The sequence below is a fragment of the Kitasatospora sp. cg17-2 genome, from assembly GCF_054031055.1.
This window is the reverse complement of record NZ_CM132923.1, coordinates 7,727,147-7,752,930: the sequence shown is the minus strand read 5'-3', so window position 1 is coordinate 7,752,930 and position 25,784 is coordinate 7,727,147. Positions and strand designations below refer to the sequence as shown.

Annotated in this window: 26 protein-coding genes and 3 pseudogenes; 12 read left to right on the top strand and 17 right to left on the bottom strand. The window is 73.5% G+C overall.

Translation table 11 applies throughout. From position 1 onward, the window contains the following. Positions 1-108: 108 nt before the first annotated feature. A pseudogene (locus tag ACW14Y_RS32690) lies at positions 109-735 on the bottom strand (TetR/AcrR family transcriptional regulator); the annotation flags it as partial. Between the two features lie 206 nt (positions 736-941). Here ACW14Y_RS32690 and ACW14Y_RS32685 point away from each other — a divergent pair. The 4 genes from ACW14Y_RS32685 to ACW14Y_RS32670 all read left to right on the top strand — a co-directional run bounded on the left by ACW14Y_RS32685 (position 942) and on the right by ACW14Y_RS32670 (position 5,758). After that, positions 942-2,093 carry an acyl-CoA dehydrogenase family protein gene (locus ACW14Y_RS32685; protein WP_456984479.1) on the top strand — a complete coding sequence of 384 codons (1,152 nt, stop codon included), beginning with the start codon at positions 942-944 and terminating at the stop codon, positions 2,091-2,093. Between the two features lie 89 nt (positions 2,094-2,182). Further along, a complete protein-coding gene (locus tag ACW14Y_RS32680; protein WP_380299350.1) occupies positions 2,183-3,370 on the top strand; it encodes a thiolase family protein in 1,188 nt (395 codons plus the stop codon). A gap of 53 nt (positions 3,371-3,423) precedes the next feature. Beyond that, positions 3,424-4,182 (top strand): beta-ketoacyl-ACP reductase, encoded by a 759-nt coding sequence (locus ACW14Y_RS32675; RefSeq protein ID WP_266273416.1) that lies wholly within the window; start codon positions 3,424-3,426, stop codon positions 4,180-4,182. Positions 4,183-4,384: 202 nt separating this feature from the next. Beyond that, positions 4,385-5,758 carry a S53 family peptidase gene (locus tag ACW14Y_RS32670; protein WP_456984477.1) on the top strand — a complete coding sequence of 458 codons (1,374 nt, stop codon included), beginning with the start codon at positions 4,385-4,387 and terminating at the stop codon, positions 5,756-5,758. 51 nt (positions 5,759-5,809) lie between these two features. On the opposite strand, the gene ACW14Y_RS32665 is transcribed toward ACW14Y_RS32670, so the two are convergent. Genes ACW14Y_RS32665 through ACW14Y_RS32655 form a run of 3 tightly spaced genes read right to left on the bottom strand, consistent with a single transcriptional unit; the run spans position 5,810 to position 7,103 of the window. Next, on the bottom strand, positions 5,810-6,043 hold the full coding sequence (locus ACW14Y_RS32665; protein ID WP_456984476.1) for a DUF397 domain-containing protein: 234 nt from the start codon (positions 6,041-6,043) through the stop codon (positions 5,810-5,812). Continuing rightward, on the bottom strand, positions 6,040-6,225 hold the full coding sequence (locus tag ACW14Y_RS32660) for a DUF397 domain-containing protein (RefSeq protein ID WP_266273419.1): 186 nt from the start codon (positions 6,223-6,225) through the stop codon (positions 6,040-6,042). The genes ACW14Y_RS32665 and ACW14Y_RS32660 overlap by 4 nt, the downstream gene beginning before the upstream one ends. Continuing rightward, positions 6,222-7,103 carry a helix-turn-helix domain-containing protein gene (locus ACW14Y_RS32655; RefSeq protein WP_456984475.1) on the bottom strand — a complete coding sequence of 294 codons (882 nt, stop codon included), beginning with the start codon at positions 7,101-7,103 and terminating at the stop codon, positions 6,222-6,224. Before ACW14Y_RS32655 ends, ACW14Y_RS32660 begins: the two co-directional genes overlap by 4 nt. Before the next feature lie 454 nt (positions 7,104-7,557). Between ACW14Y_RS32655 and ACW14Y_RS32650 the strand changes: the two genes are divergently transcribed. The 5 genes and pseudogenes from ACW14Y_RS32650 to ACW14Y_RS32630 all read left to right on the top strand — a co-directional run bounded on the left by ACW14Y_RS32650 (position 7,558) and on the right by ACW14Y_RS32630 (position 10,702). Next, on the top strand, positions 7,558-8,310 hold the full coding sequence (locus ACW14Y_RS32650; RefSeq protein ID WP_402721751.1) for a DUF6879 family protein: 753 nt from the start codon (positions 7,558-7,560) through the stop codon (positions 8,308-8,310). A gap of 81 nt (positions 8,311-8,391) precedes the next feature. After that, positions 8,392-8,451: pseudogene (locus tag ACW14Y_RS32645) on the top strand (hypothetical protein); the annotation flags it as partial. Positions 8,452-8,529: 78 nt separating this feature from the next. After that, positions 8,530-9,147 carry a DUF5753 domain-containing protein gene (locus ACW14Y_RS32640; protein WP_456984474.1) on the top strand — a complete coding sequence of 206 codons (618 nt, stop codon included), beginning with the start codon at positions 8,530-8,532 and terminating at the stop codon, positions 9,145-9,147. 120 nt (positions 9,148-9,267) lie between these two features. Next, on the top strand, positions 9,268-9,753 hold the full coding sequence (locus ACW14Y_RS32635; RefSeq protein ID WP_402721753.1) for a glycine-rich domain-containing protein: 486 nt from the start codon (positions 9,268-9,270) through the stop codon (positions 9,751-9,753). Between the two features lie 271 nt (positions 9,754-10,024). Next, positions 10,025-10,702: a phosphotransferase gene (locus ACW14Y_RS32630; protein WP_456984471.1), complete on the top strand. Its 678-nt coding sequence runs from the start codon at positions 10,025-10,027 to the stop codon at positions 10,700-10,702. 176 nt (positions 10,703-10,878) lie between these two features. On the opposite strand, the gene ACW14Y_RS32625 is transcribed toward ACW14Y_RS32630, so the two are convergent. The 3 genes and pseudogenes from ACW14Y_RS32625 to ACW14Y_RS32615 all read right to left on the bottom strand — a co-directional run bounded on the left by ACW14Y_RS32625 (position 10,879) and on the right by ACW14Y_RS32615 (position 12,103). Then, complete coding sequence (locus ACW14Y_RS32625; RefSeq protein ID WP_402721755.1) at positions 10,879-11,097, bottom strand: DUF6183 family protein; 219 nt, start codon at positions 11,095-11,097, stop codon at positions 10,879-10,881. Beyond that, positions 11,024-11,227, bottom strand: a pseudogene (locus tag ACW14Y_RS32620) (hypothetical protein); the annotation flags it as partial. The gene ACW14Y_RS32625 and the pseudogene ACW14Y_RS32620, both read right to left, overlap by 74 nt. A gap of 117 nt (positions 11,228-11,344) precedes the next feature. Next, positions 11,345-12,103 (bottom strand): DeoR/GlpR family DNA-binding transcription regulator, encoded by a 759-nt coding sequence (locus ACW14Y_RS32615; protein ID WP_456984469.1) that lies wholly within the window; start codon positions 12,101-12,103, stop codon positions 11,345-11,347. A gap of 49 nt (positions 12,104-12,152) precedes the next feature. On the opposite strand from ACW14Y_RS32615, the gene ACW14Y_RS32610 reads away from it, so the two are divergent. From ACW14Y_RS32610 to ACW14Y_RS32600, 3 genes are all read left to right on the top strand, one after another. Further along, the gene (locus tag ACW14Y_RS32610) at positions 12,153-12,536 is read left to right on the top strand and encodes a DUF4406 domain-containing protein (RefSeq protein WP_380440947.1); all 384 of its coding nucleotides are present in this window, start codon (positions 12,153-12,155) and stop codon (positions 12,534-12,536) included. Next, positions 12,533-13,207, top strand: coding sequence for an NUDIX domain-containing protein (locus tag ACW14Y_RS32605; protein ID WP_380299340.1), 675 nt, complete (start codon positions 12,533-12,535; stop codon positions 13,205-13,207). The genes ACW14Y_RS32610 and ACW14Y_RS32605 overlap by 4 nt, the downstream gene beginning before the upstream one ends. A gap of 126 nt (positions 13,208-13,333) precedes the next feature. Next, positions 13,334-13,819, top strand: a complete 486-nt coding sequence (locus ACW14Y_RS32600; protein WP_456984467.1) for a hypothetical protein — start codon at positions 13,334-13,336, stop codon at positions 13,817-13,819. 146 nt (positions 13,820-13,965) lie between these two features. On the opposite strand, the gene ACW14Y_RS32595 is transcribed toward ACW14Y_RS32600, so the two are convergent. The 10 genes from ACW14Y_RS32595 to ACW14Y_RS32550 all read right to left on the bottom strand — a co-directional run bounded on the left by ACW14Y_RS32595 (position 13,966) and on the right by ACW14Y_RS32550 (position 25,655). Continuing rightward, positions 13,966-15,096 (bottom strand): DUF6183 family protein, encoded by a 1,131-nt coding sequence (locus tag ACW14Y_RS32595; protein ID WP_456984465.1) that lies wholly within the window; start codon positions 15,094-15,096, stop codon positions 13,966-13,968. Positions 15,097-15,167: 71 nt separating this feature from the next. After that, on the bottom strand, positions 15,168-15,638 hold the full coding sequence (locus ACW14Y_RS32590) for a hypothetical protein (protein WP_456984463.1): 471 nt from the start codon (positions 15,636-15,638) through the stop codon (positions 15,168-15,170). A gap of 6 nt (positions 15,639-15,644) precedes the next feature. Next, positions 15,645-17,690, bottom strand: coding sequence for a hypothetical protein (locus ACW14Y_RS32585; protein ID WP_456984462.1), 2,046 nt, complete (start codon positions 17,688-17,690; stop codon positions 15,645-15,647). Positions 17,691-17,961: 271 nt separating this feature from the next. Next, a complete protein-coding gene (locus ACW14Y_RS32580) occupies positions 17,962-18,699 on the bottom strand; it encodes a hypothetical protein (RefSeq protein ID WP_456984461.1) in 738 nt (245 codons plus the stop codon). Continuing rightward, positions 18,696-19,286, bottom strand: a complete 591-nt coding sequence (locus tag ACW14Y_RS32575; RefSeq protein ID WP_456984459.1) for a hypothetical protein — start codon at positions 19,284-19,286, stop codon at positions 18,696-18,698. The genes ACW14Y_RS32580 and ACW14Y_RS32575 overlap by 4 nt, the downstream gene beginning before the upstream one ends. A gap of 169 nt (positions 19,287-19,455) precedes the next feature. After that, entirely contained in the window at positions 19,456-23,553 is a 4,098-nt protein-coding gene (locus ACW14Y_RS32570; protein ID WP_456984458.1) for a LysM peptidoglycan-binding domain-containing protein, read from the bottom strand. After that, positions 23,553-24,080, bottom strand: a complete 528-nt coding sequence (locus ACW14Y_RS32565; RefSeq protein WP_380311491.1) for a hypothetical protein — start codon at positions 24,078-24,080, stop codon at positions 23,553-23,555. The genes ACW14Y_RS32570 and ACW14Y_RS32565 overlap by 1 nt, the downstream gene beginning before the upstream one ends. Positions 24,081-24,328: 248 nt before the next feature. Continuing rightward, the gene (locus ACW14Y_RS32560; protein WP_456984456.1) at positions 24,329-24,943 is read right to left on the bottom strand and encodes a TadE/TadG family type IV pilus assembly protein; all 615 of its coding nucleotides are present in this window, start codon (positions 24,941-24,943) and stop codon (positions 24,329-24,331) included. Then, entirely contained in the window at positions 24,940-25,314 is a 375-nt protein-coding gene (locus ACW14Y_RS32555) for a TadE/TadG family type IV pilus assembly protein (protein ID WP_380307685.1), read from the bottom strand. The genes ACW14Y_RS32560 and ACW14Y_RS32555 overlap by 4 nt, the downstream gene beginning before the upstream one ends. 53 nt (positions 25,315-25,367) lie before the next feature. Next, the gene (locus tag ACW14Y_RS32550; protein WP_266273435.1) at positions 25,368-25,655 is read right to left on the bottom strand and encodes a hypothetical protein; all 288 of its coding nucleotides are present in this window, start codon (positions 25,653-25,655) and stop codon (positions 25,368-25,370) included. Positions 25,656-25,784 lie beyond the last annotated feature (129 nt).

Here is a 25,784-nt window from a genome sequence, read left to right as displayed (position 1 = left end):
CGAGCCCTGGTGAGCGGTGGGCGGGACCTGGTGAGCGGTGGGCAGGACCTGGTGAGCGGTGGGCGGGACCTGGTGAGCGGTGGGCGGGACCTGCTGAGCCGCCTGCCCCAGCCGTTCGAAGCGCAGCACCAGCCCGTCGAGCAGCGCCTCCAACCCGGTCTCGAAGGCGCCCTCGTCCACGGCCGCCCGGTGCTCGGCCAGCCGGTGCGCCTCGCCGAGGTGGGGGTAGTCGGCCGCGTCGTAGAGCCCGGCGTCCTCCGGGAAGCCGGCCGCGAAGGAGGCCAGGGCGGAGCCGGTGACGAAGTAGCGCATCAGCGCGCCGATCCTGGTCGCCTGCCCGCGCGGCCAGCCCGCCTCGACCAGGCAGCCGAAGACGGCGTCGGCCAGCCGCAGCGCGTTCGGCCGGCGCCCGGGGCCCTGGGCCAGCACCGGGACGATGTTGGGGTGGGCGGCGAGCGCGGCCCGGTAGGAGCGGGCCCAGTCCCGCAGTGCCTCCGGCCAGGGCGCGCCGGTGCCGAACATCGACAGGTCGACCTCCCCGATCACCCCGTCCACGACCGCGTCCAGCAGTTCGTCCTTGGTGGCGAAGTGGTTGTAGAGGGACGGCCCGCTCACCGAGAGCTCGCCGGCCAGGCGGCGGGTGGAGAGCGCGGCCAGGCCCTCGTCGTCGACCAGCCGCAGGGCGGCGACGACGATGCGCTCGCGGTTGAGCAGGGGGGTGCGCGGGCGGGGCATCGGCGCGGCTCCTCCGGTGGGTTCGCGGTCGGGTGGGCGTGTCCGGTCGTCCGTCCGGTCCAGCAGGTGTGTCCGGTACGTCCGGTCGGGTGGGTCCGGTGCGGGGCGGGCCCGATTCTGACAGGTCCCCCTTCCCAGGAGGCCCCGCCCGGGCTACAGTCCCGGTAAAACTTGCAGCGCTAGTTTAACCGGATTGGTCGCTCGCCATGGATCTGGAGCTCTCCGAGGAACAGGCCGCCGTCCGCGAGCTCGCGGCCTCCTTCACGGACCGCGAGATCGCCCCGCACGCCGCCGCCTGGGACCGCGCCGAGTCGGTCGACCGCGCGATCGTCGGCCGGCTGGGCAAGCTCGGCTTCCTCGGGCTGACCCTCCCCGAGGAGTACGGCGGCAGCGGCGGCGACCACCTCGCCTACTGCCTCGTCCTGGAGGAACTCGGCCGGGGCGACTCCGCCGTGCGCGGCATCGTCTCCGTCTCGCTCGGCCTGGTCGCCAAGTCCGTCAACGCCTTCGGCACCGAGGAGCAGAAGCGGCACTGGCTGCCCCGGCTCACCTCCGGCGAGGTGCTCGGCTGCTTCGCCCTCACCGAGCCCGGCACCGGGTCCGACGCCGCCAACCTCACCACCCGGGCCGTCCGCGAGAGCGACGGCCAGTGGTCGCTCAGCGGCACCAAGACCTTCATCACCAACGGCACCTGGGCCGACGTCGCCCTCGTCCTCGCCCGCACCGGCGAGCCGGGCCACCGCGGCATCACCGCCTTCCTCGTCCCCACCGACCTGCCCGGCTTCACCCGCACCGAGATCCGCGGCAAGCTCGGCCTGCGCGGCCAGGCCACCGCCGAACTCGCCTTCGACGCCGTCCGGGTGCCCGACAGCGCGCGACTGGGCGAGGTCGGCAAGGGCTTCACCGTCGCCATGGCCGCGCTCGCCAAGGGCCGGATGTCCGTCGCCGCCGGCTGCGTCGGCATCGCCCGGGCCTGCCTCGACGCCGCCGTCCGGTACGCGGGCGAGCGCGAGCAGTTCGGCGTGCCGATCGCCTCGCACCAGCTGGTGCAGCAGCTGCTCGCCGGGATCGCCGTGGACGTCGAGGCCGCCCGGCTGCTCACCTGGAAGGTCGCCGACCACATCGACCGCGGCCTGCCGTTCGCCACCGAGTCCTCCGTCGCCAAGCTGTTCGCCAGCGAGGCGGCGGTGCGGGCCGCCAACAACGCGCTCCAGGTCTTCGGCGGCTACGGCTTCATCGACGAGTACCCCGTCGGCAAGTACCTGCGCGACGCGCGGGTGATGACCCTCTACGAGGGCACCAGCCAGATCCACCAACTGCTCATCGGGCGCGCGCTCACCGGCGTCAACGCCTTCTGACACCCACGTCTGCTGACACCCATGCCTTCTGAAACACCCCGGGGACACCCCTCCCCCACCACCACCCTCCCAGAAGGAGAACCGCCGTCGTGCGTCCCGTCTACTTCGCCGCGGCCCGCCGCACACCCATCGGCCGGCTGCGCGGAGCGTTCGCCGCGGTCCGCCCGGACGACCTCTCGGCCACCGTGCTGCGCGCCCTGCTCACCGACCTGCCCACCCTCGACCCGGCCCGGATCGACGACGTCTACTGGGGCGCCGCCAATCAGGCCGGCGAGGACAACCGCAACGCGGCCCGGATGGCCGTCCTGCTCGCCGGACTGCCCGACAGCGTGCCCGGCGCCACCGTCAACCGGCTCTGCGCCTCCGGCCTGGAGGCGGTCACCATGGCCGCCCGGGCGATCGGCTCCGGCGAGGCGGACGTGGTGCTGGCCGGCGGCTGCGAGTCGATGACCCGCGCCCCCTTCGTCCTGCCCCGCCCCGACGAGGCGCTGCCGCACCGGATCGAGACCTTCGACACCCGGCTCGGCTGGCGGCTCACCAACCCGCGGATGGCCGAACTCCACGGCGTGCTCTCGATGGGCGAGACCGCCGAGGAGGTGGCCGGCCGGTACGGCATCACCCGGGAGCGGCAGGACGCCTTCGCGCTGCGCAGCCACCGGCTGGCCGCCGCCGCGCGCAAGGACGGCCACTTCGACGCCGAGCTGATCCCGGTCGAGCGGGCCGACGGGGTGACCGTCGACCAGGACGAGTCGATCCGCGAGGACACCAGCCTGGAGAAGCTCGCCCGGCTCAAGCCCGCCTTCCGCCCCGAGGGCACGGTGACGGCGGGCAACGCCTCGCCGATGAACGACGGCGCGGCCGGGCTCGTCCTGGTCAGCGAGGAGGCGCTCGGCGAGTTCGGGCTGGAGCCGCTCGGCCGGTACGTGGCCGGGGCCTCGGCGGGCGTGCACCCGGACGTGATGGGCATCGGTCCGGTGCCGGCCACCCGCAAGGTGCTCGCCCGGGCCGGCTGGACGCTGGCGGACGTGGCGGAGGCCGAGCTGAACGAGGCGTTCGCGGCCCAGGTGCTGGCCTCGGTCGACCAGCTGGGCCTCGACCCCGAGCTGGTCAACCCGACCGGCGGCGCGATCGCGCTCGGCCACCCGCTCGGCGGCTCCGGCGCCCGGATCCTCACCACCCTGCTGCACCGGATGCGCCGTACCGGCGGCCGCCGCGGCCTCGCCACCATGTGCGTGGGCGTCGGCCAGGGCACCGCGGTGCTGGTCGAGTCCGCCTGACGGCCCGAACTCCCTCTGTCCTGTCCACTCTTGAGCTCCCGAGGAGCAGCACCATGACGCGTTTCGCAGGCAAGGTCGCCGTCGTCACCGGCGGCGCGCAGGGGATCGGCGCCGCGACGGCGCGCCTGCTGGCCGAGGAGGGCGCGACGGTGGCCGTCGTCGACCTCTCGGCCGAACGGGCGGCCGGCACCGCCGAGGAGATCACCGCCAAGGGCGGCACGGCCCGGGCGTACGGCTGCGACGTGGCCGACTACGACGCCGTGGAGGCGGTGTTCGCCCGGATCGCCGAGGACCTCGGCGGTCTGCACATCCTGATCAACAACGCGGGCATCACCCGGGACAACCTGTTCTTCAAGATGCCCAAGGCCGACTGGGACGCCGTCCTGACGGTCAACCTGACCAGCGCCTACAACTGCAGCCACGTGGCGCAGAAGTACATGGTCGCGCAGAAGTGGGGCAAGATCGTCTCGCTCAGCTCGCGCTCCGCGCTGGGCAACCGGGGCCAGGCCAACTACGCCGCCGCCAAGGCCGGCATCCAGGGCCTGACCGCGACGCTGGCGATCGAGCTGGGCCCGTTCAACATCAATGTGAACGCCGTCGCCCCCGGCTACATCGCCACCCCGATGACCGCCGCGACGGCCGAGCGGGTCGGCGCCACCGCCGAGGACCACCAGGCCGAGGTGTCCGCCCGTACGCCGCTGCGACGGGTCGGGCAGCCGGAGGAGATCGCCTCGGTGGTCGCCTTCCTGGCGAGCGAGGAGGCCTCCTACGTGAGCGGCCAGACCCTGTACGTCAACGGCGGGGCGCGATGACAGCGAAGTCCGCCTGACGGATCATCAGAAGACCGTCCCCGGTGCTGGGTTACCTTCACCTGGGACGGTCTTGACCTTTTCCCGTGGCCGAAGACGACCATGCCGACAGTATGAAATGACTATGGCATGATCATGCGGCAGTCGATGGGATGGCCCAACCGACCCGACCGACCCCGGTCGGGCCCACGTCCCAAGGAGTCCCATGGGCAGCCCCCGCACCCTCCGCCGCGCCCTGGCTCTGCTCGCCGTCGGGGCCACCGCCCTCACGGCCGGCACCGTCTCCACCGGCTCCGTCGTCGCCGGCGCCACCACGGCGGGCGCGCCGACCGCCGCCGGCGTCCACATCCGGCCCGCCTCGGCCGGCCACGTCAACGCCCTCGGCCGGACCGCGCCGCTGTCCACCTCGGACTGCGTCAGCCAGCTCGGCATCCACTGCTACTCCCCGCTCCAGTACCGCGAGGCCTACAACCTGAACTCCCTCTACAAGGAGGGCGTCACCGGCAAGGGCCGCAACATCGTCATCGTCGACTCCTTCGGCTCGCCGACCATCCAGCACGACCTGGAGGTCTTCGACAAGCAGTGGGGCATCCCGGACACCCAGGTCGAGATCGTCAAGTGGGGCAACGTCCCGCCCTTCGACCCGACCAACCCGGACCACACCGGCTGGGCCGGCGAGTCCACCCTGGACGTCGAGTACGCGCACGCCGTGGCCCCCGACGCCCACATCATCCTGGTCGAGACCGGCGTCGCCGAGACCGAGGGCGTGACCGGCCTGCCCGAGATGATGGACGCCGAGCAGGCGCTCATCCGCTCCGGCCGGGCGGACGTCATCTCGCAGAGCTTCGGCGCCACCGAGAACACCTTCCCCGGCTTCGACAAGGGCGACTTCAAGTCGCTCACCGACCTGCGCTACGCCTTCAAGGAGGCCGCCGCGCACGACGTCACGGTGCTCGCCTCCTCGGGCGACAACGGGGCCACCGACGCCAAGGAGAACGGCTCGGACCTGTACCCGTACAAGGTCAACTCCTGGCCGTCCTCGGACCCGCTGGTCACCTCCATCGGCGGCACCCAGATGACCCTGGACGACAGCGGCAAGCGCACCGCTCCGGACAAGGTCTGGCACGACGCCTACGGCGCGGGCGGCGGCGGCGTCTCCGGCGTGTTCGACCGGCCGCTGTACCAGACCGGCGTCGCCAAGGTCGCCGGCAACCACCGCGGCACCCCGGACATCAGCATGAGCGCGGCCGTCGACGGCGGCGCGTGGACCTACGAGTCCTACGACCCGACCCGCGCCGGCTGGCACCTCACCGGCGGCACCAGCGAGGCCGCGCCGATCTTCTCCGGCGTCGTCGCCCTGGCCGACCAGCTCGCCGGCCACCGGCTCGGCCAGCTCAACTGGCGCCTCTACGGCCTGAACCTGCTCCCGAACCAGTGGAGCGGCATCAGTGACGTGACCACCGGCGACAACAGCTGGGACACCGTCACCGGCTACCAGGCCGCCAAGGGCTACGACCTCGCCAGCGGCCTCGGCACCATCGACGCGGGCCGCTTCGTCCACGCGGTCGCGGGGCGGTAGTCAGGCAGAGGTGCGGCCGTCCGCCGATCGGCGGACGGCCGCACTGTCACGTCAGACCGACTGTGCGAACTCGACGAAGGAGCGCCAGGCGGTCGAGGAGAAGGCGAGCCGGGGGCCGGACTTGTCCTTGGAGTCACGCACCAGGACCGCGTCCGTGGTCTCGGCGACCTCGACGCAGTCGCCGCCCTCGTTGCTGCTGTGGCTGCTCTTGAACCACACCTCGACGCAGTCGCCACCTTCGTTGCCGCTGTGGCTGCTCTTGAACCACAGTGGATTGCCGGTCATCGAACCGACTGCGCGAACTCGACGAACGAGTGCCACGCCTCGGAGGAAAAGGCCAACTGCGGACCCGACTTGTCCTTCGAATCACGCACCAGGACCGATTCCGCCGCCTCGGCGATCTCGACGCAAGCGCCGCCCTCGCCGCCGCTGTAGCTGCTCTTGAACCACACCAGATCGCTGCTCATCGCTCTCCCAGCATCTTTTCGATCAAGGACAGGGACTCCTGCGGAGAATGCGCCTGCGCTCTGAGGGTGCCGTACCGCACATTGAGGAGCCGGACCTCCTCCGCATCGGTAATGAGCCTACCGTTCCTCTGGACCTCCATATAGCCGGTCTGCGGCCGTCCCTTGGGCGTGATGAGGATGAACGAACCGTCCATTCCGGCGTTCTCGGCCCGGTCCATCGGCATGACCTGAAGCGTCATGCCCCGGGTTTCCCCGATCTCCAGGAACCGTTCGAGCTGCCTCCTGTGCACCTCCGGGCCGCCGAGCCGCCGGTTCAGCACGCTCTCGTCGATCACCCAACTGAAGACCGCGCGGGGCCACCGGGCAAGGACCTCTTGCCGCGCCATCCGAGCTGCCACCCGGATCTCGACCTTCTCCTCCGTCAGCAGGGGCTGTCGCATCCGGAAGACAGCACGGGCGTACTCCTCCGTCTGGAGAAGCCCAGGTGCCAAGTAGGCACTCCAGTCGTGGTGTTCGAGAGCTGATGCTTCAAGGGTGGCGTAGTTCCGAAACCACTCCGGATGCCGCACCCGAGCCTTCGCCTTCGCCTTCTCGATGTCGTCCGCGGCAGCGATCAGCAGCCCCCTGCCGTCCAACAGCCGCTCCGACGCCTCCAGCAGCTCCCGCTGCGGCGTCCGCTTCCCCTGCTCCACCGAGCCGATCAGGCTCTCGGTGTAGCCGACCTCCTTGGCGAACTGCTTCTGCGTCAGGCCCGCCTGCTCACGCAGCAGCTTGATCTGCTGGCCGATCGCGTGCAGGAAGTCCGAGACCTCCGACAGGTCCTCGTCCAACTCCGGCCTCGCGTCGCCGCTCTCGCCGCCACCCCGAACCTCGGCCATCCCGGCCTCCCCTGGTCTCCGGTCACACTCATGTCGCACTGTCCGCATCTGAACGGGCACGCACCGTGCGCGTCGGATGCATCGTCAGCGTAGGCCCGAGAAGGCCCCTCCACCCCCGCACTTCGAACGCCTTCCCGACCACCGGAGCCCACCCGACCCGAGGGACTCACCACCTCCCATTTCTCCACTGACGCCCAACTCCCTTGACACCAAAGAACATCAACACCACCACGAAGCAGCACCACCAACCGGCGCACACCGGTGCGAAGCCCCGTGCCGCACCTCTCCCCCGCCCCCGCACGCCGGGCGCGCACCACTCCGCTCCACCTCGACCGGTGCAGTCGAAGTTCCCCTCGATCGGGGTCGGGAGAATATTCGCGAATCAACGCCCACACCTATCCGACCCCACGCCATCCTGAATCCGCCCAACCGACCGATCGTGATGGGAGCAGCTGTGAGCCGACGCCTGCGGTACATCGGAAGCAATTCGGGGAACAACGGATGCCCGACGCTCTACGAGGACATCGAGACCGGGGAGGTACTGGTACAGGGCGACGCCGTCACCGATCCCGACGAGGTCGCTCAGCTCCGAAAGATCAAGCCCGGCGAAGGTTTCGTGGTCGTGCCCCGCGTACTGCTCGCCGACTTCGCCCCACGAGACGTGGACCGGGAGCCGACGCTGATCAGCTTCGAAGAGTTCGACGGCATGTTCGAGAACTTCGAGCACACGGCCTTCCGGCTGGAGACCCGCCGCAGGTACCGGTCCGACGAACAGACCGAGACCTACCGCCGGTTCGCCGCCGGGAAGGCGCCCGGCTGGGACCTGGAGGACCCGTGGTGCCTCTCGCGCCGCGAACAGGTGGCTCGTGGCAAGCGGTTCGAGCGAGTGAGGATCATGGACAACCCGCCCACTCCGGGGCAGCGGTACCTGCTCGACAACGCCGAGCGGAACTGTGCGGTGGGCGAGGACATCCGCTACCTCTGGCGCGCCGACGCCGCTCGCATGGGTCTTCCCGACGAAGACGCCTGGCTGTTCGACTCCCGCGTGATCGCCCTGCTGCACTTCGACTCCGACGACGACCTGACCGGCGTGGAGTTGATCACCGACCCGGTCCAAGTGGCTCGTGCCTGCCAGGTGCGCGACGCTGCCTGGCACTTCGCCACCACGTACCGGGCGTTCCTCGCCGAGGTACCGTCCGACGTGTGAGTACCGACTTCCAACAGGCACGAATCGCCCTCGGTCTGCGGCTCCGCGAGCTGCGCACCGAGGGCGCTTACCGGTCGGCAACTGGCAGAGCGCCTCGGGTGGGCGCAGTCCAAAGTCAGCAAGCTGGAGACCGGCCGACAGACAGCCACCCACGACGACCTCAAGGCGTGGGCAGCGGGTGTCGGCCGACCTGGCGCGGCGTCCGAATTGGTCGCCAGGTTGAAGGCGTTCGAAACGCAGTCCCGGTCGTGGCGACGGCAACTCGCCGCCGGCCACCGACCGGTGCAGGACGCGCTGACCGTCGAGTACGAGCGGTCGACGGTCATGCGTGCCTGGGAAGGCTCGATGATCGTCGGCATGCTCCAGACGGCCGACTACGCCCGGCACATCTTCAACTCCTACGTCGACCTCCATCAGTCGCCGCGTGATGTCGAGGAGGCTGTGCGGGCCCGAGTCCGACGACAGGAGAGCCTCTACCGATCGGGCAAGCAGTACCGCATCGTCATGTGGGAAGCCGCTCTGCGCGCCCGGCTCTGCCCACCGGCCGTCATGGCCGCCCAGCTCGACCGGCTCAGCGGCGTGATCGGCCTCGACACCGTCACCCTGGGCATCGTGCCGTTCGAGGCCCAGCTCAGGCTGCCTCCCTCCAACGGCTTCTGGATCTACGACGAACGGCTTGTCATCGTCGAGGACTGGCACGCCGAACTGTGGCTGGAGCAGGCGGAGAACGTGGGCCTGTACACACGCGTCTGGGAAACGATGACCGAGGCGGCCGTCTTCGGCTCGGATGCTCACAGGGTTCTCGCGCGGTGCCGCAGGGCGCTGGGAGCCGTCTGAGGAATCCTCGCCGATACGGCCCGCAAGCCCTGGAATATTCGAGAATCACAGGCCCTTCGGTGACTCCCGCACGCATACCGTCCTGGCCGAGAGCCGTACCTCGGAGACAGGGGAGCACACATGCTGTCGACCAGCACGGAGAAGATCACAGGCCGGTCCCTCATCGACCCGGCCCTGTTCGACCGGATGACCACCCGAATCGCCAGTGAGGAGGAGATGGATCTCGTGCTCGCCGCGCGCATCGTGGACCAGGCTCTCGCCTTCCTCGGAGCGTGCGCGGTCAACCCGGGCGCCGGCCTCGCCCCGTCGAGCCTGGTGGACATCGGATGGCACACGTTCATCCTCCACACCACCGAATACGCCGAGTTCTGCCACTCGGTGTCCGGCCAGTTCCTCCACCACGTGCCGACCGGCGGCCCGGACGAGTCCACCAAGGGCATCGGCATCGCCGCCACGGTAGCCGTCATCGAAGCGAGCGGGTACGCCGTGGACTCCGAACTGTGGAGCATGTCCGCCGACTGCTCCGAAGGCAGCGGAGGAGACGGAAGCGACACCAGCGGCAGCGGCAACTGCGCGCAGTGCCACCGTGGTTGCCACAGCAGCTAGGAACCGATCAGATCGCCCGCCCGGCCCCACGATCCGGGGCCGGGCGGGCCCGACCCGAGGCACCCCGATGACAGACACTTGGAATCAACTACCGCGTGGCGTGCGCATCAGCATCGAGGCCCGGACCGGCGCGGTGACCGCCGCTCTCCCCCCGACTGCGGGAACGGTCTCCGACTTCGCCGCCACGCTGGAGACGACCGGCGGGCCGGTGTTCTGCAAGGCCGTGCGCGAGGACAACCCGGGGGCATGGATGCACCGCCTGGAGTCCGTCGTGAACGCCGTACTCCCGCCGGACATCGCTCCCCGCATGCTCTGGAAGGTCGAGGCCGACGGGTGGCTGGCCCTGGGGTTCGAGCACGTTCCCGGCAGGCACGCGGACCTGTCTCCGGGGTCCGCCGACCTGCCATTGGTCGCCTCGACACTGGAGACGCTCGCCGGGACACTCACCCCGGCGCCGCCACTGCGTGCCTTCAGCCTGGCGGATCGGTGGTCGGGACAGGACTTCTGGCACAACCTCGGCAGCCGCTACCGGGACCGGCTCGACCCGTGGACCGTGACGCGACTGGACACGCTGGTCCTGGCCGAACACGATGCGCCCGATCTGATCGACGGCAAGACCTTGGTCCACACCGACTTGACCGGCCCGAACCTTTTGGTGAACGGCGCAGCGGTGCGCGTCGTCGACTGGGCTTTCCCCGCTCCCGGCGCAGCATGGGCCGACACCGCATACATGATCGTCCGGCTGATCGAGGCCGGACACACTCCCGAGCAGGCGGAGCGATGGGCCGACAGCGTGTCCCTGTGGCGTGCCGCGCCCGATCGGTCCGTCACAGCCTTCGGCGCGATCCTCACCGGCCTGTGGACCCTGCGCGCCGCCGAGACCCCCGGCCCCCGGTGGGTCGCGCTCAGCACCCACGGACTCGCCTGGCTCCGCCACCGGCTCGGGTAACCGTCCACCACTGGCCCACCTCACCCCGCCGGATCGCTCGGACTCCTCGGACCACGCGTCGGAGGACTCGGACCCGGTGGGCAGCGTGTCCGCCCGACCGGTGCGGTGGCGTCGCTAGGCCACCGCACCGGAGTGGGAAGTCGGGTGGGCCGACTTCCCACTACTCCGAAACCCCGTCAGTCGGTCGTCGTTGCTGCCAGGACGGCCAAGCTGCGGAGGTCCGGGGATACCCCCAGCACGCCCAGGTCCCGGACCACTCGGCGGAACCACGGGGTGTCCGCGCCGAAGCGGTACCGCGCGCAGGCTCGGGACGGGGGCCTCCACCTCGCTCGCCGGGGCGTCCGTCGGCGCCCCGGCGAGCGAGGCCAGCGAGGGTCGGGCGTGGAGCTGTCCATAGGCTCCGTAGTGGCCGGTGCGGCTCCGTGAGGACGAAAGTCCGCGCCTCGACGCGACCTTCCCGCTCCTCCGGGGGTCGCCCCAGTTCGCCGCTGCCGAGGCCGTGGCCCGGGTGCAGGCCCGGGCCACGCCTCTCCCCGGCCCGCACTCCACGCACGCAGCACCTGCTCCGGGGCGCCCTGCAGGGGCTCAAGGACCAGCCGGCCGGGACCGGCAGGTTCGTGGTCGCGTGTCGACCCTCAACTGTCAGTCGGCCCGCAGGACTTCCACGCCGAGCGCCCTGATCCGCTCGACGACGGCGTCGTGAGGGTCGGCGTCGGTGATCAGTCCGCCGACCTTCTCCCAGGGCAGGACGCGGAACCGCGAGGCGGTGCCGATCTTCTCGGAGGAGGCGAGGATGTAGGTGTCCGCCGCCCGGGCGGCCAGGGCGCGCTTCATCGCGGCCTCCTCGGCGTCGGCGGTGGTCAGGCCCGCCTCGGGGTGGACGCCGGTGACGCCGAGCAGGCAGAGGTCGGCGGAGACCTGCTGCGCGGCCTCGACCGCGGCGGCGCCGCAGGCGACCGCCGAGTGCTTGAAGATCCGGCCGCCGAGCAGGAAGAGCTCCGCCTGCGGATGGTCCAGCAGGGCCGCGACGATCGTCGGGCTGTGGGTGATCACGGTGCAGGCCAGGTCCTGCGGGAGTGCTCGGGCGACCGCGAGGGCGGTGGTGCCGCCGTCGAGGATCAGTGTGCCGCCCGGCGGCACCAGAGCGGCGGCCACCGCGGCGACCTTCCGCTTGCCGTCCTGGGCCACGCTCTGCCGGGCGGCGTAGTCCACCACTGCCGGCGAGACGGGAAGCGCGCCGCCGTAGACCCGCTGGCACAGTCCGTCGGCGGCGAGGTCGCGCAGGTCGCGGCGCACGCTGTCCTCGGAGATTCCCAGCTCGGCGGCGACGTCCTTGGCGACGATCTTGCCCTCGCGGGCCAGTAGACCCAACAGGTGTTCACGCCGTTCAGCGGCCAGCATCCGTATTCTCTCCTGTTCTTGCACGTTTCTGCATGTATCGTACCGCTCCATGACCGACAAGCCCATGCTCGTCCTGATCGCCGGTCCCTACCGCTCCGGCACCGACGGCGACCCGCAGGCCATGGCCGCCAACCTCGCCCGCCTCGAAGCCGCCGCCTGGCCCGTCTTCGCCACCGGCCACCTGCCCGTGATCGGCGAGTGGATCGCCCTGCCCGTCCTGCGCTCGGCTGGCGCGGGCCCCACCGACCCCCTCGCCGACCAGGTCCTCCACCCGACCGCCGACCGCCTGCTCGCACACTGCGACGCCGTGCTGCGCCTGCCCGGCGACTCCGCCGGAGCCGACCAGGACGTCGCCACCGCCCGCCGCCTCGGCCTGCCCGTCTACCACGACGTGGCCGAGATCCCCCGCCGCACCCCGCAGGAGACCAGGTGACCGGCCGCCCCGGCCTCGACGTCCCCGACCACCGCGGCCGCACCGGCCTCGACCGGGCCGGACGCGGCCTTGACCGCAACCCCGACGTCCGGGTCCGCGACGTCGAGCTCACCTCCGAGGGCTGGCACGTCCTGCGGCGCACCACCTTCGACTACCGCCGCCGCGACGGACGCTGGGAGACCCAGCAGCGCGAGACCTACGACCGGGGCAACGGCGCCGTCGTCCTGCCCTACGACACCGGACGCGGCTGCGTCCTGCTCACCCGCCAGTTCCGCTACCCGGCCTACGTCAACGACCACCCCGACGGCATGCTCGTCGAAGCCGCCGCCGGCCTGCTCGACGCGGACGACCCGCCCGCCGCCGTCCGACGCGAGAGCGCCGAGGAGCTCGGCGTCACCCTCGGGCCGCTGACCCACGTCCTCGACGCCTACATGAGCCCCGGCTCCGTCACCGAACGCCTCCACTTCTTCGCCGCCCCCTACACACCGGCCGACCGGACCGGCCCCGGCGGCGGACTGGAGGAGGACGGCGAGGACATCGAAGTCCTCGAACTGCCCTTCACCCAGGCCCTCGCCATGACCCGCGACGGACGCATCACCGACGGGAAGACCGTCCTGCTGCTGCAGTGGGCGGCCCTGGACGGGCCCTTCGCCCCGGCGGGCGACCGCTGAACAGCCCCCGGGCCAACGGCCAACGGTCGTCGGTCGGCGCACAGTGGGAAGTCGGCCGGTCCGACTTCCCACTCCGACCGCCAACCCCTGGCGGGCCGGGACGAACCGCCCTGGTTGGATACGGGTATGGACAGCCACCAGGAATCGGGTCTCGCGAAGAGCGTCTGGAGCGAGGCCGACTTCGAGGAGATGGGCTGGCACGACGCCACCATTCACGGTCTGCACCTGCAACAGACGGACATCCTGCCGAGGCTCCTGCTCGACCTCGACTACATCGTCCGCTGGGTCCACCCGGTCGGGCCGGCGAAGAGCTTCTCCTTCTGGACCGCCCCTGCGACGCTCGTCTTCGAGGAAGTCGGGGAGCTCGAGGGCAACCTCGGGTTCAAGGGCACGCACCCGGAGCTGGAGATCTCCGATGTGCACCGGCTGGCACCGGACGACGGCATGCAGGACTGGCCGCAATGGCACATCGAGGGCCACTCCTTCGACCTGAGGTTCCGCGCGTCGGGCTTCCGCCAGTACTTCCGCCAGGCCCCGCGGCTCACCCCGGGCCCGGTCCTGCCCGCCGCCGAGCGCGGCGGTTGCTGCTTCACCGAGGTCGGCTTCGGCTGAGCGGGTTCGTACCTCGTCCCCGACCGGGAGCCTAGGGGCGCACCGCTCCCCCGGCCTCCGGCAGGGAGGTTTCCCCATCCGTTCGTACTCCCCTGCCGCCGCGGAGTGGGAAGTCGGGCGGTCCGACTTCCCACTCCGCGGCCCCGTCAGTCGGTCGTCGTAGCCGCCAGGACGGCCAGGCGGCGGCGGTCCGGGGACAGCGCCAACACGCCCAGGTCCCAGACCACCCGGTGGAACCACGGGGTGTCGGCGCCGAAGCGGTACCAGGTGCACTCCCGGACGCGGGCCTCCACCTCGCTCGGCGGGGCGTCCGGCGGCGCCCCGGCGAGTGCGGCCAGCGAGCGCCAGGCGTGGAGCCGTCCGTAGGCGCCGTAGCAGGCCGAGTCGTAGGCGCCACCGGTGGAGGAGGCGGCGAACAGCAACTGCCAGACCTCGGCCGCTTCGACGGGGACCACCCCGAACGCGGTCCTCCGCCCGGGCTCCGGCAGCTCGCCCAGGTCGGTCAGGCAGTCCAGGCCCAGCGCGAGGAGCGCGCCGGGCACGCCATCGGGCTCCAGGGGCTCCGCGAAGGCGAAGGTCCGCGCCTCGACGCGGCCCTCCGGCTCTTCCGGGTGCTCGGCCCAGTTCGCCACCGCCGACGCCATGGCCCGGGCGGTGGCGGCGGTCGTCGTCTCCACCGCCGCCGGCGCGGCATCGAGCCGGGGTGCCGGGTAGCGATCGTCCGGGTCGGGGTAGGGGAACCCGCAGCTGCTGCCGTCGACCGAGTAGGCCGGCAGGTCCGGGTCCCGTTCCGGCTCCGTAGGCACCAGCGGCAGCGCGGCCAACGGGTGGTCGCGCCAGTGCGGGGAGGTCGCCCAAGCGACGATGCCCGGGAGCTCCGCCACCGGGACGCCCCGGAGCACCAGTTCGTGCAGCAGGCAGGCCCGCAGCTCCTCGGAGGCAACGGCCTTCTCCTCGTACACCGCGGCGAGGTCGGCGGGCCGTTGGCAGGAGGCCAGCAGGGAGGCCACGTAGCGGTCGTGCTCGGAATCGTCCGGCCTGCTCGCGGCCAGCAACCGCAGCAACTCGTCCACGTGCCCGGGGCCTCGGGTCACCGCCAGCAGGCGCACCAGGCGGTCCAGGAGGTCGTCGAACGCCGCCGATGCCTCGGAACCGGCCGGCAACGACCGGTGCCGCGGCGCCAGCCCGATGCCGAGGCCGGCCACGAAGGCCGCCCCGTCGCGCCGAAGCCGACGGCGGGCCGTCCGCTCCAGCATCCGGGCATTCTTGCTGGTCATCGGTATCGTCGTGAGCTTCGTCAGCTCGGCGTCGTCCACAGCGGACGAGCATACGACGCGGCCGGTGTCCGTCAGGGCGCGGGTGTTCGGTCGCGCGCCATCGCCCGGGTCTCCCACGGGGCGAGGTCGTCGTGGAACCAGCGGGAATCCCGCCAGGTGCCCTCACCGGCCAGCGGGACGCCCAGCACCACACGGCGGCGCGAGGTCGAGAAATCCACTTCGATCTCGTCGGCCATGACGGTCCGGAGGAACTCCAGCACCAGGCACGCCGGGACCCAGTCGAAGACGTAGGCGTCGCAGATGATCCGGCAGGAGTCGGAGCCGTCCGCCACCATGACGACGAAGGCCTGGCCGGTGGGTGCCTCCAGGTAGAGGTCGACGCTCCCCGGCGCGACCGTCACCGCTTCCGTCGACTCGAAGAGTCCCGACGCCTCGACGGCCGCGACGAACTCCGCCACGTCCGCCTCCGGCCAGGGCTCACCCGTCCGCAGCGAGCGCTTGAGGGAGCGGCGGTTCTCCCGCCACGCCGACCAGAAGCCCATCCCCGGTCAGGCGGGGTCGGGGCGGGGGCCGGCGAGGGTGGCGAGGTGGCGTTCGGCGGCGCGGAGCTTGCGGCCGTCGGGGCCCGGGAGGTGGGCGCGCAGTTCGATGATCTCCGGGGCGATCCGCAGGGCCTCCTCGCGGTCCGGGATCGCCCGCCAGCAGGCCTCGGCGTTGGTCGCGGCGTGCTGGGTCTCCGGGTGCTCGGGGCCCTCGCTGCGGAGCAGGGTCAGGGCGACCTCGCGGTAGATGCCGGCGGCCTCGGCCGTCCGTCCGGCGAGGCGGGAGACGTGGGCGCGGACCTGACGGACCTGGAGGACGGGTGCGGACACCGGGCCGTGCTCGGCGATCGCCTCCAGTTCCAGGGCGAAGGCCAGGTCGGTGGCGGCCGCGTGGTCACCGGCGTCGGCGCTGCGGACGATCCGGCCGATGACCTCGCGGTAGTCGGCGCGGGGCTCGGAGCGTTCCGGCGCCGGGGCGGGTTCAGGGGCGGGGGCGGACGCGGGCACGGGCTCCTCGCCGGTGGCGTCGTCGGGTTGGGCCACCTCGGGCCGGGCCACCTCGGGCTCGGCGTCGGCGGGCTCCGCTTCCGGTTCCTCGGCGGGCTCGGGCTCGGGCGCGGGCACGATCTCGGCCTCGGGCTCAAGCACGGCCTCGGGCTCAAGCACGACCTCGGGCTCGGGCACGACCTCGGCCTCGACCTCGGGCTCCACCGCCGGCGGCTGCCAGGCCCCGGCCTTCCGCAGGTCGACCGGGTGCGGCGGGGGCGGCGGGGTGGGCGGTACGCCGGGCTTGAGCAGGTTCACACGCCCGTCGGACGGCCGCACGGGTGCGGCAGCGGCCGGGGCAGCGGCAGCAGCAGCGACGGACGGCTTGTCCAGGGTGACGGCCGACCGGAGCCCCGGCACCGCGTCCTGCGGGACGGCGGCGTCCCGGGGCGACTCGCCCCAGGGCCGGTCCTCCCAGGTGACCTCGTCCGGCGCGGCCGGGCGGGGCAGGACGGCGGCCGGGCTCGGGGCCTCGTACGGGGCGAACTCGGTCGGTGCCCCCTCGCCGCGCCGCGCGGTGTTGCGGAAGAACGGGCGGTCCGGGGCGTGGGTGCTGACCACGATCACGTCCGGGCGGAGCACCGAGTAGACCTGGTGGCGCAGTTGTTCCGGCGCGAGGACGGCCTCGCCGCCCGGGCGGCCGCCGTGCAGGGCCTCGATCAGGGCACGGGTGAAGGTGCCGATCTGGTCCGGGTCGGGGCTGACCACCGCCCACAGCGGCAGGCCCTCGCTGAACGGCGCGAGGTCGCCCTGGAGCAGCGACCAGGCGTTCTGATCGGCGCTCAGGTCGGCGACGACGAGGGTCTGCCACTCGGCCGGGCGGTGCCGCAGCTCGCCGGCGATCGACTGCCAGGCGAGGCCGTCCTGACGGATGCTGCCGGGCTTGGAGTCGCGCAGGGTGAGGTGGAGCTGGCCGCCGCGCTTGTCGGCGAGCAGGTGGCCGCCGAGGTGGACGAGCAGCGGTCCGGGGTGGCGGGCGGCGGCGCGCAGATGGGCGAGCACGGTGTGCGGGTCGCTGGCGCCGGGCAGGTGCACGGCGTCGACGGTGTCGGCGGCCAGCAGCACCTGCGGGGAGACGGCGGCGAGCATCGCGGACAGCACCGGGGCCTGGGCGGGGCCGCCGCGACCCCAGGTGCGGCGGCCGGAGGTGCCGTAGCCGCCCTCGACGACCAGGATCCGGCCGCGCGGGCCGCTGCCCAGGGCGCCGCCGATGCCGGGCAGGCCGTGCGCGGGGGTGGCGCCGGGGACGGTGAACGGCAGCGGTGTCGCACCGGCCGGGGCCGGCACGACGGGTGCGCCGCCCATGGCGGGCATACCGGTGACGGTCCATCCGGTGGACGGCGCGGGCGGCCCGGCCACCGGGCCCGGGGCGGGCTGAGGGACCGGAGCGGGCTGCGGCGCCGGGGGCTCGTAGAGCGCGGCCGGGCCGGGCGGGTGCTCCTCGTAGGCGTTGCGCGCGAACCTCGGCGGTACGGCGTCCTGGGGGCCGGGGCCGGCGTCCGTCACGGGGTCGGAACCTCCGGGGACCGCCGTAGTCTCCGCCATTTCCAGGTCACCGCCCCGCCCCGCCGCTGAGCGGCGTTCTGCTGCCTCGTACCCCGTGTGGCCCCTGTCACCACACCACGGGCGCCACCCTACGAGATCGGGTGATGCCGGAGCCAGGCCGGGTGGGTGAACGGGGCCCGGCGCCGGGACCCCGCGGGCCGGGGCGGGCGCCGGAGCAGGAAGTCGACCGGGCCGACTTCCCGCTCCGCGCCCGGTCCCTGCTGCGGCGACGTCAGCAGAATTCGCCCATCCGGTCGGCCACCACGAAGTCCGCCCCGCAGTCCGTGCAGTGAGCGCCCCCGAAGAGGTAGGTCAACGCGGTGGCGACGTCGGACCGACCGTCACCGAGGGCGAGGCTGTGCAGGCGCCGGCCGATGCCGTCCAGGTCACCGGGGTCCGCGGGCCGCAGGGGAGCCTTCTCGACCTCGTCGTGCAGGGCGTAGTCACCGCTCGTGGAGAAGTAGCCGTATTCACCGATGGCGATGAACAGGTCGCTCTCGCACCGCGGACAGGAGGTCTGGTACTCCTCGTTCACGAGTCCGTTGGCCAGCTCCGAACCCCAGACCGGTACACCTTCGAAGGCCAGGACGGCTTCGAGCAGATAGATGTAGTCGGTGCGGTCGGGAACCGTCCGCAGGTGCTCGTTCGCCGCGCGCAGCAGGACGGCGATCTCCTGGGCGTGCTTCGCCCGGAGATCGCCGTCCCCGTTCAGCTGGTCCGCCCCAGCCACGATCGCGGCTGCCAACTGCACGGCGTTCACCTGCTCCTTCGGGTCGGCGGCGGTGGTGGCGACCGCCGTCAGCCGGGGAAGCGCCGCGAAGCTGGCCGAGTAGACACTGCCCTGGTGGCAGAGCGCCGACCAGAGGTCGCTCCAGCCCTCGGCACTCGGATCCGCCTCGATCCGGTCGAGCAGGGCGGGTATGTCCTCGGCGGAGCCGTAGGCGTGGCTGAGTTGCGACCAGTCAGTCATGCGGGCATCCCATCAGACCGGTGTGACAGCCGGCCGTTCCCGCCCCCCGGTACCCCGGCCCGCTGCGCATCGGTCCGGGGCCTGCCTGGCATCCTGGCCGGACGGCCTCGATCTCCGTGGCCTTCGGGGCAGTCCGCGGCGACCCAGGTCGCGGTGATGTCGGTGCACGTGATGACGACCGACCCGGGCCTGAAAGCCATCTCGTGGGTGCAGCCCCGGCCGTCCGGAAGGATCTCGTCCAGGATCAGCGGGCCGAGGTCGTCCCAGGTCGAGGGCTCGTTCGGAGTCCCGATCCGGACGGCCGTCACCCCTGCGTAGCGGATGAGCAGGTCCTCGTCGTGCTTCCAGCAGTTGTGACGGAGGTGGAGGTCGAGGGCCCGTCCCTCCTGGAGGAACGTGGCCCGGTGGACCGTCAGGTCCTTCACACAGCGCCTACCGGCGAAGTCGTAGTGGCTGCGGTCGGTGGCGAAGGCCCTGGCGCCCGGGGGCAGACCGGTACTCAGGGCAGGCAGAAGGTCGAGGTAGGGACCCGGGTCGAGGAGCCCGGTCAGTTCGCCGATCCGGGCGTCGAGATCGACGTACCTCATTGCTCGCTCCTGCGGTGGTTCGGTGGCCGGCCCTGGACGGCCTCGGGCGACATGCCGGCGTGTGGCCTCGTTCAGGCATTCTCGCCGTCCGTGGGGCGCCGGGTACGAACGCACCGCGCCCCGCTCGGCGCTCGGGCCGCGGGGGGCGCGGTGCTGACGGGACGGTGGGTCAGGAGCCGGCGAGGAGGTCGCGGAGGAGGGCGATGGTGTCGGCGTCGAGCTCGCGGCCGGTTCGACGGCTGAGGGCGTCGAGGCGGTTGACGGCGCGCAGGAGCTGGTCGCGGGCGCCGGCCGAGGCGTAGGCGTAGAAGAGGTCGCGGTGGAGGAGTTCGACGTCCGGGGCGACGGCGAGGCCGCGGAAGACGGCGGCCTCGGCGCTGCGGTGGTCGCCGTACTGGAGGCGGCGGGCGGCGAGTTCGTGGGCGGTGTCGACGATCGCGGCGATCATGTCCTGCCGCTCGGCCTCGGCCCAGCCGTACGAGGCGGGCGGGGCCTCCGCGAACGGGGCGCCGCGGACCAGGGCGAGGGCGTGGGCGAGGGCCGCGTCGGCGGTGGCGCTGGTGCTGCGCATGCCGCGCCGGTAGAGGCTGCGGAACTCGTCCCAGTCGCAGGTGACGGCCGGGGCGAAGGTGCAGCCCTCGGCCTGGCCGGTGACCAGCAGGGGCCGGCCGTCCGAGGTGGTGCCCAGCCAGGCCGCCAGGTCGGCGAGCTTGTCGGAGAGCGGGTTCCGGGCGTCGGCGGCGGTGGGGTGCGGGTCGAGGTGGGCCGCCCCCGGGTGCAGGTCGTGGTCGAGGGCGACGTGGTCGGCGCCGGGGCGCAGGGCCAGGTAGGCGGCGAGCTCGGTGAGCCGGCCGAGCGCGCCCGGTTCGGCGGTGCCGCCGGTGCCCGCGACGTCGACCGGTCCGAGCAGGCGGATCCGGGGGGCGTTGCGGACGGCGTGGGCCTCCGGCGAACGGAGGATGGCGAGCAGGTCGTCGCTGTCGCTGCGCCCGGAGGTGGTCCGGACGAGCGCGGTGGCGGACGGGCCCGGCTCGGGCCTGGCGGGGACGCGCGGGTCCGCGCCGGTGGGTGCGGGGGCCGGGTCGTGGGTCGGTACCGGCTCGGGGGCGGGAGCGGGAGCGGCGGGTTCGGGGACGGCGGGTTCTGGGAGGGCGGGTTCGGGGACGGTGGGCGCGGGGACGGCGGGCTCCGAGGAGGGGCCCTCGACCGCGGGAGCCACCGGCCCCATCGGCGGCACCGGGGCGACCGGCGCCACCGGCTGGACGGGGACGACGGCGGTCGGCAGGCCGAGGTTCTGGGTGGTCTCGTCCCCCTCGTAGCCGTCCGACGACCCGGGGCCGTCGGATCCGCCGTCGTCGGTCTCCGGCCCGGCGGGCGGAGCGACCGGGAAGGCGGCGGCCGGTCCGGTGGGCACCGCGGCGGGGACCACTCCGGGCACCACTCCAGGCAGCACGCCGGGCACCACGCCCGGCACCACGGCGACCGCCGGTGCCACCGGAAGCGGCCCGGTGGCGGCGCCGGCCTGCCGGCCGAGCCCGTTGACGAGGTGCCGCGGGGCCGGCAGCGCGGCCGGTCCGGCGGGCGCCGGGACCGGTGCCGCCGGGTCGGTGCCCGCGAACGGGCTGGCCCCGGTGCCGATCACCCGCGCCAGCAGCCGAGGTCCGGCCGCGGCCCGGCCGCCGCCGAGGTCGTCGTCCGCGTCGTCCCCGGAGTCCGGGTCGCCCAGGGCGGCGTCCAGCGCGGCGAGCGAGAAGGCGCCCGACGGGCCGTCCGACCCGGAGCCCGACGCCGCGCCGACGCCCGCGAGGACCGGGACGGCGGCCGGGAGGTCGGCGGGCTCCAGCTCGTCGCCGTCCAGGGTCCACGCGGGGGCGGGGTGCTGGGTGCTGTCGTCGGCGGCCCGGAGCAGCTCGGTGACCTGCTCGTACTGGCCGGTGGTCAGGCGCTGGAGCTCCAGGGTGACGTGCAGGCCGGGCACGGTGGCCTGGCCGGTGGCCGGGAGGGTCCAGCGGGCGACCGGGCCGGTGCCGCGCTCGGGGGCGCGGGTGACCACGGCGACGCAGGTGCGGGGCCTGGCGTCGAGCAGCCGGCCGAGTTCGGCCGGGATGCCGCCGCCGGGCTGGTGGCCGCAGAGCACGATCTCGGGCACCCAGGACTCGTCGGCCAGGCCCCGGCTGCGGGCGTCCCGGGGGCTGGCGGCCTCGGCCGCGACCAGGGTGGCCCGGGCCTTGGCGGTGCGCGGGCCGAGTGCGGCGAGCGCGGCCTCCAGGGTGGTGTGGCGGTGGATCCGCTCGGCCGCCGGTCCGCTGATCGGCATCTCCTCGGCGAGGTCCACCAGGTGCAGGTGGAGCCGGTCCGCGAGCGGGCTGTGGGCGAGTTCGAGGGCCAGGGTGCGCAGGACGTCGCGGGCGTCGTCGGGGTGTCCGGAGAGGTGGAGCAGCCGGACCGTCTCCAGGTCGGCGAGGACGATCGAGCCGTCCGCGGCCGAGCCCAGGGTGACCAGGGCCGGGTAGGGGGCGGCGGTCTTGCGGGCCTGGGCCGGCGAGAGCAGGCCCTCGGAGTCGGCGGCGCACCACCAGATGTCGGGCGTGTGGGCGGCGCGGAACGGCGCGATGGGCGCGGCGGGGCCGGAGAGGTGGAGCTCGATCGTGCGACCGGGCGTGATCCGGGCGGCGACGATCGCGGGCAGCCGCTTGCCGCCGCGGACGGTGTTGCGGGCCATGCTGCGCAGGGCGCGGTCGAGCAGGTGCAGTCCGGCGTCGTCCTGGCGGGCCTTCAGTTCGGCCTCGAAGGCGGCGGCCGGGGCGCTGGGCATGGCGATGCGGTGCCGGGGGCGGCGGCCGCGGAGCTGGCCGCCTCGCTTGCGGGCGACGGCCCCGACCATGATCGCGGCGAGCAGCACGCCGATGGTGGAGGCGGCGAGGGCGACGCCGTAGTCGTCGTCCGCCTTCTCGGCGTGGGCGGCCGGGGCCTGGGCCCCGATCGTCGGGGCGGGCGTCCCCGCCGGGGCCGGGGCCTGGGCGGAGGGCTGCGCGGGTGCCGGGGCCTGCGCGGACGGCTGCGCCGGGGCGGGCGTCTGCGCGGCGGGCACCGAGGGTGCCTGGGTGTTCGGCGCGGGCGGCGGCGGGGTCGGCGCGGGGGCGGGCGCCTGCTCGGGCGCCGGAGCCGGAGCCGGAGCGGGGGCCGGGGCGGGCGCCGGGGCGCCGGGCAGGCTGAGCACCATGCCCGGCACCACCACGTCCGGGTCGGTGAGCCGCTCGCCGTCGGGCGCCTGGACGCCCTGGTTCGCCTCGAACAGCTTCGGCCAGGCCTCCGCGTCGCCCAGCTCCCTCTGGGCGATCTCCGACAGGCTCTCGCCGGCCTTCACGGTGACGGTGCCGCCCTGGGCCGTGCCGCCGGCCGGGCCGGTCTGCGGCGTCCCGGCCGGGGCGGGCGCGGGCGCGGCGGGCCCGGGGCCCGCCTGGTCGGGCTTGGCGTCGGCCGGCATGGCGAGCTTCCAGCCGGGCTGGATCGGCCGGTCCGCGTCGAAGCGGTTCCCCGAGTCGTCCATCACCCGGCCGTCGTTGAGCTTGGCGATCTCCGTCCAGCGCTCGCCGGAGCCGAGTTGGCGCTCGGCGATGGACCACAGGCTGTCGGCCGGGCGGCTGTCCCGCACGGTGTAGCCGGCCTGCGGGTCGGCGGCGGGGGCGGCGGCCGGCGCGGCCTGCGCGGCGGCCTGCGCACCCGCGGTCACCTGCGCGGTGGCGGCGGCCGGCGCGTGCTCGGCGGTGGCGGCGAAGGCCGAACCGGCCACCGGCACCAGGGCGATGACCGCGCCGACCAGTCCGGCCGCGGCCCGCTGGCTCCAGCCGAAGGCGGGGATCCGCCGGGCCACCCGGCCGCGCAACTGGGCCGGGACCTCCAGCAGGACGGAGAGCGCGAAGCACGCCCAGCCGACCCAGCCGACCACCACCAGCAGCCAGAGGAACAGCCGCCCGTCGTCGGGGCTGGTCAGCAGCGCGCCGAGGCCGTCGGGCGCGAGTTCGCCCATGTCGGCCACCGACCTGGTGCCGTACAGCAGCAGGGCGGGCACGCCGACCATCAGGACGAGCAGGGTGATCAGGGCCGCGATCGCGGCGAGTACGGCGCCGCCCCCGCCGCGCCGACGGCCGCCGCGCGCCCGATGGGACGGCAGCGGCGCCGGCCGTCGGCCGGACGCGGGGGTGGCGTTCGCTCCCCGGGCCGGACGCCCGGCACGGGTCTGGTCCTTGGCGCGTGGCGCGGCCATCAGGCGGTCTCCGCTTCCTTGACTCCGTGGACGAGGGTGGCGCTCCCCTTGCCCGTGACCTTCCGTGTGCCGAGTTCGCCCAGCAGGACGGGGCGGAACTCGGCCCGCACCGTGATCGTGACGGTGGCGCCGTCCGGCGAGAATTCCACGTCGGCCGCCGACAGGCCGTACAGCGCGAGATAGCTGTCGGCCGCCGCTTCGACGTAGGTCCGTGCCCTCAGTTTGTACCCCTCGCCCCTCAACAGGGCTGCCTCGTCCAGCTGTTGACCGGCCATCCGGGCGGCCTCCTGGGCGTAGGCGTCGACCCGCTCGGCGAGCCGCAGCTTGCCGCCGGCGTCGATGACCAGCGCGATGACCAGCACCACGTAGGCCGCGCAGATGGCGACGAAGATCGACAGCGCGCCCCGGTCCGAACGGCCGCCGAGCGGACCGCCCAGCCGGGCCCGGAACCCCCTGCCGGGGAACGGCCGGAGACCCGGCGGCCGGGCACGGGACGGCCGCACCGCGCGCGTGTGTGCGCGTGCCATGGCGTTCCCTCCCCACCGGCTCCGCCGCCCTCCCCAGGGCGTCCTCCGCTTGCGTCTCCCCCGCCCGACGGCTCCCCAATCCCCGTCCGGCCGCCTCGTCCTCACAGCCCGGTCACCCCTGCCCCACGACCCGACACAATCTCCACCCACTTGCCGCGCTCGACCCACTCGACCCACCTGCCGCGCTCGCCCCCCACGGGCCGCTCGCGCCACCCCGGCCGCCCGCCCCACCGGACGGCACCCGGGCCTCACGGGCCCCGGTACCGGTCGACCACCGAGACGAACCAGCCGGTCAGCGTCTTCGGGAGGACCTCCGGCCCGCCGAGCAGGTCCCCGAGGTAGACCTCGCAGGTCACCGTCACCTCGACCGTGTCCCAGTCGACACCCTGGCTCGTCCGTTTCTTGTGCTCGACGGTGACCTTGCTCTTCCCGCAGTTCACACCCTGCTGCCGCATCGAGTCCGCGGCGGCCGCCTTCGCCGCGGCGTCCATGTCGGCCTTGCCGCGGGCCAGCGACGCCGCCCGGGCCGCCGAACGGGCCGCCGCCTCGACGGTGCCGCCGGCGGTCTGCACCCGGCCCGCCGCGACCGCGACCAGGATCAGCGCGACCACGGCGGGGGCGACGATCGCCGCCTCGATCGCGACGCTGCCGCCGTCCCGCCCCCGGTGCCACCGGGCGGCACGGCGGGCGGCGAACCCCCGCGGCCACCCTCCCGGCCGACGGGAGCGGCGCTCCGACGGTTCCTCGGCCCCGCCCCCGGACCCGCGTCCGGGTCCGGAGGCGCTCCGCCCGGCCCGGTCCGCGTCGTCCGCGGACCGGACCGGGCGCGCCGACCGCCATCCCCACCGCGCCGGCCGACTCACGGCCGCACCACCGGGGGCACGAACCGCTCGCGCGGCGCCTCGGCGAACTGGGTGACGGTCGGCGGAGTGATGAACGGGATGATGACCGGGGGCGTCACCTGGACGGTGACCTTGATCAGCACCGGCGTGCTGCCGTCGGTGACGACCCGGTGGTCCGTGTCGCCCTGCCGGTTCAGGAAGTCCTCGGCCTGCCGCCGCGCGGCGTCGTTCTTCTGCTCGTCCGTCCGGCTCCCCTGGCCCCGCCCCGCGTCGACGCCCTCGCGGGCAGCGCTCAGGGCGAGTTGGCGGTGGTACCACCACATCCCGGTCTGGGCGACGGTCATGACCAGGATCAGGACGATCGGGAAGACGATGGCCAGGCTCAGGCTCATCGCCCCCCGGTCGGAACGACGGGGACGAGGACGACGGAGGCGAGGACGGTGGATCACGAGCCGGCCGGAGCCCCGGCACCGCCGGTGTACTTCGGGTCCTGGTTGACCTTCTCCACGACCTTGGTCTTGAGGGCGACCAGGGCGAACACCACCAGGCCCGCGATGAACACCAGCGCGATGACGGCGAGGGCGAGTTCGATGCTGATGGCGCCCTTGTCGCCGCGCGCCCGGGCGGCCTTGGCCCGGCCCATCCGGAAGTGGAAGAGCGTGGTGGCGAACTGGAGCGGCAGCAGGGCCGCGCCGACGAGTAGCAGGGCCAGTGGCTTGAGTCGGTCCTTCATCAACTGCTCCCAGGGGTGAATTGTGGTGACGGAGGCGCTGACCTCCGCGACGGGGTGGTTCAGGTCGTTCAGGGGTGCTGCGAGGTGCTGCGAGGTACTGCGACGTGCTCGATGGTGCATCAGGGTGCT

Bases quoted from the DNA above. Each gene is read 5' to 3' on its own strand.
- ACW14Y_RS32685 (WP_456984479.1), top strand. From the start codon at position 942: ATGGATCTGGAGCTCTCCGAGGAACAGGCCGCCGTCCGCGAGCTCGCG.
- ACW14Y_RS32675 (WP_266273416.1), top strand. From the start codon at position 3,424: ATGACGCGTTTCGCAGGCAAGGTCGCCGTCGTCACCGGCGGCGCGCAG.
- ACW14Y_RS32670 (WP_456984477.1), top strand. From the start codon at position 4,385: ATGGGCAGCCCCCGCACCCTCCGCCGCGCCCTGGCTCTGCTCGCCGTC.
- ACW14Y_RS32665 (WP_456984476.1), bottom strand. From the start codon at position 6,043: ATGACCGGCAATCCACTGTGGTTCAAGAGCAGCCACAGCGGCAACGAA.
- ACW14Y_RS32660 (WP_266273419.1), bottom strand. From the start codon at position 6,225: ATGAGCAGCGATCTGGTGTGGTTCAAGAGCAGCTACAGCGGCGGCGAG.
- ACW14Y_RS32655 (WP_456984475.1), bottom strand. From the start codon at position 7,103: ATGGCCGAGGTTCGGGGTGGCGGCGAGAGCGGCGACGCGAGGCCGGAG.
- ACW14Y_RS32635 (WP_402721753.1), top strand. From the start codon at position 9,268: ATGCTGTCGACCAGCACGGAGAAGATCACAGGCCGGTCCCTCATCGAC.
- ACW14Y_RS32625 (WP_402721755.1), bottom strand. From the start codon at position 11,097: ATGGACAGCTCCACGCCCGACCCTCGCTGGCCTCGCTCGCCGGGGCGC.
- ACW14Y_RS32615 (WP_456984469.1), bottom strand. From the start codon at position 12,103: ATGCTGGCCGCTGAACGGCGTGAACACCTGTTGGGTCTACTGGCCCGC.
- ACW14Y_RS32610 (WP_380440947.1), top strand. From the start codon at position 12,153: ATGACCGACAAGCCCATGCTCGTCCTGATCGCCGGTCCCTACCGCTCC.
- ACW14Y_RS32600 (WP_456984467.1), top strand. From the start codon at position 13,334: ATGGACAGCCACCAGGAATCGGGTCTCGCGAAGAGCGTCTGGAGCGAG.
- ACW14Y_RS32595 (WP_456984465.1), bottom strand. From the start codon at position 15,096: ATGACCAGCAAGAATGCCCGGATGCTGGAGCGGACGGCCCGCCGTCGG.
- ACW14Y_RS32590 (WP_456984463.1), bottom strand. From the start codon at position 15,638: ATGGGCTTCTGGTCGGCGTGGCGGGAGAACCGCCGCTCCCTCAAGCGC.
- ACW14Y_RS32580 (WP_456984461.1), bottom strand. From the start codon at position 18,699: ATGACTGACTGGTCGCAACTCAGCCACGCCTACGGCTCCGCCGAGGAC.
- ACW14Y_RS32575 (WP_456984459.1), bottom strand. From the start codon at position 19,286: ATGAGGTACGTCGATCTCGACGCCCGGATCGGCGAACTGACCGGGCTC.
- ACW14Y_RS32570 (WP_456984458.1), bottom strand. From the start codon at position 23,553: ATGGCCGCGCCACGCGCCAAGGACCAGACCCGTGCCGGGCGTCCGGCC.
- ACW14Y_RS32565 (WP_380311491.1), bottom strand. From the start codon at position 24,080: ATGGCACGCGCACACACGCGCGCGGTGCGGCCGTCCCGTGCCCGGCCG.
- ACW14Y_RS32555 (WP_380307685.1), bottom strand. From the start codon at position 25,314: ATGAGCCTGAGCCTGGCCATCGTCTTCCCGATCGTCCTGATCCTGGTC.
- ACW14Y_RS32550 (WP_266273435.1), bottom strand. From the start codon at position 25,655: ATGAAGGACCGACTCAAGCCACTGGCCCTGCTACTCGTCGGCGCGGCC.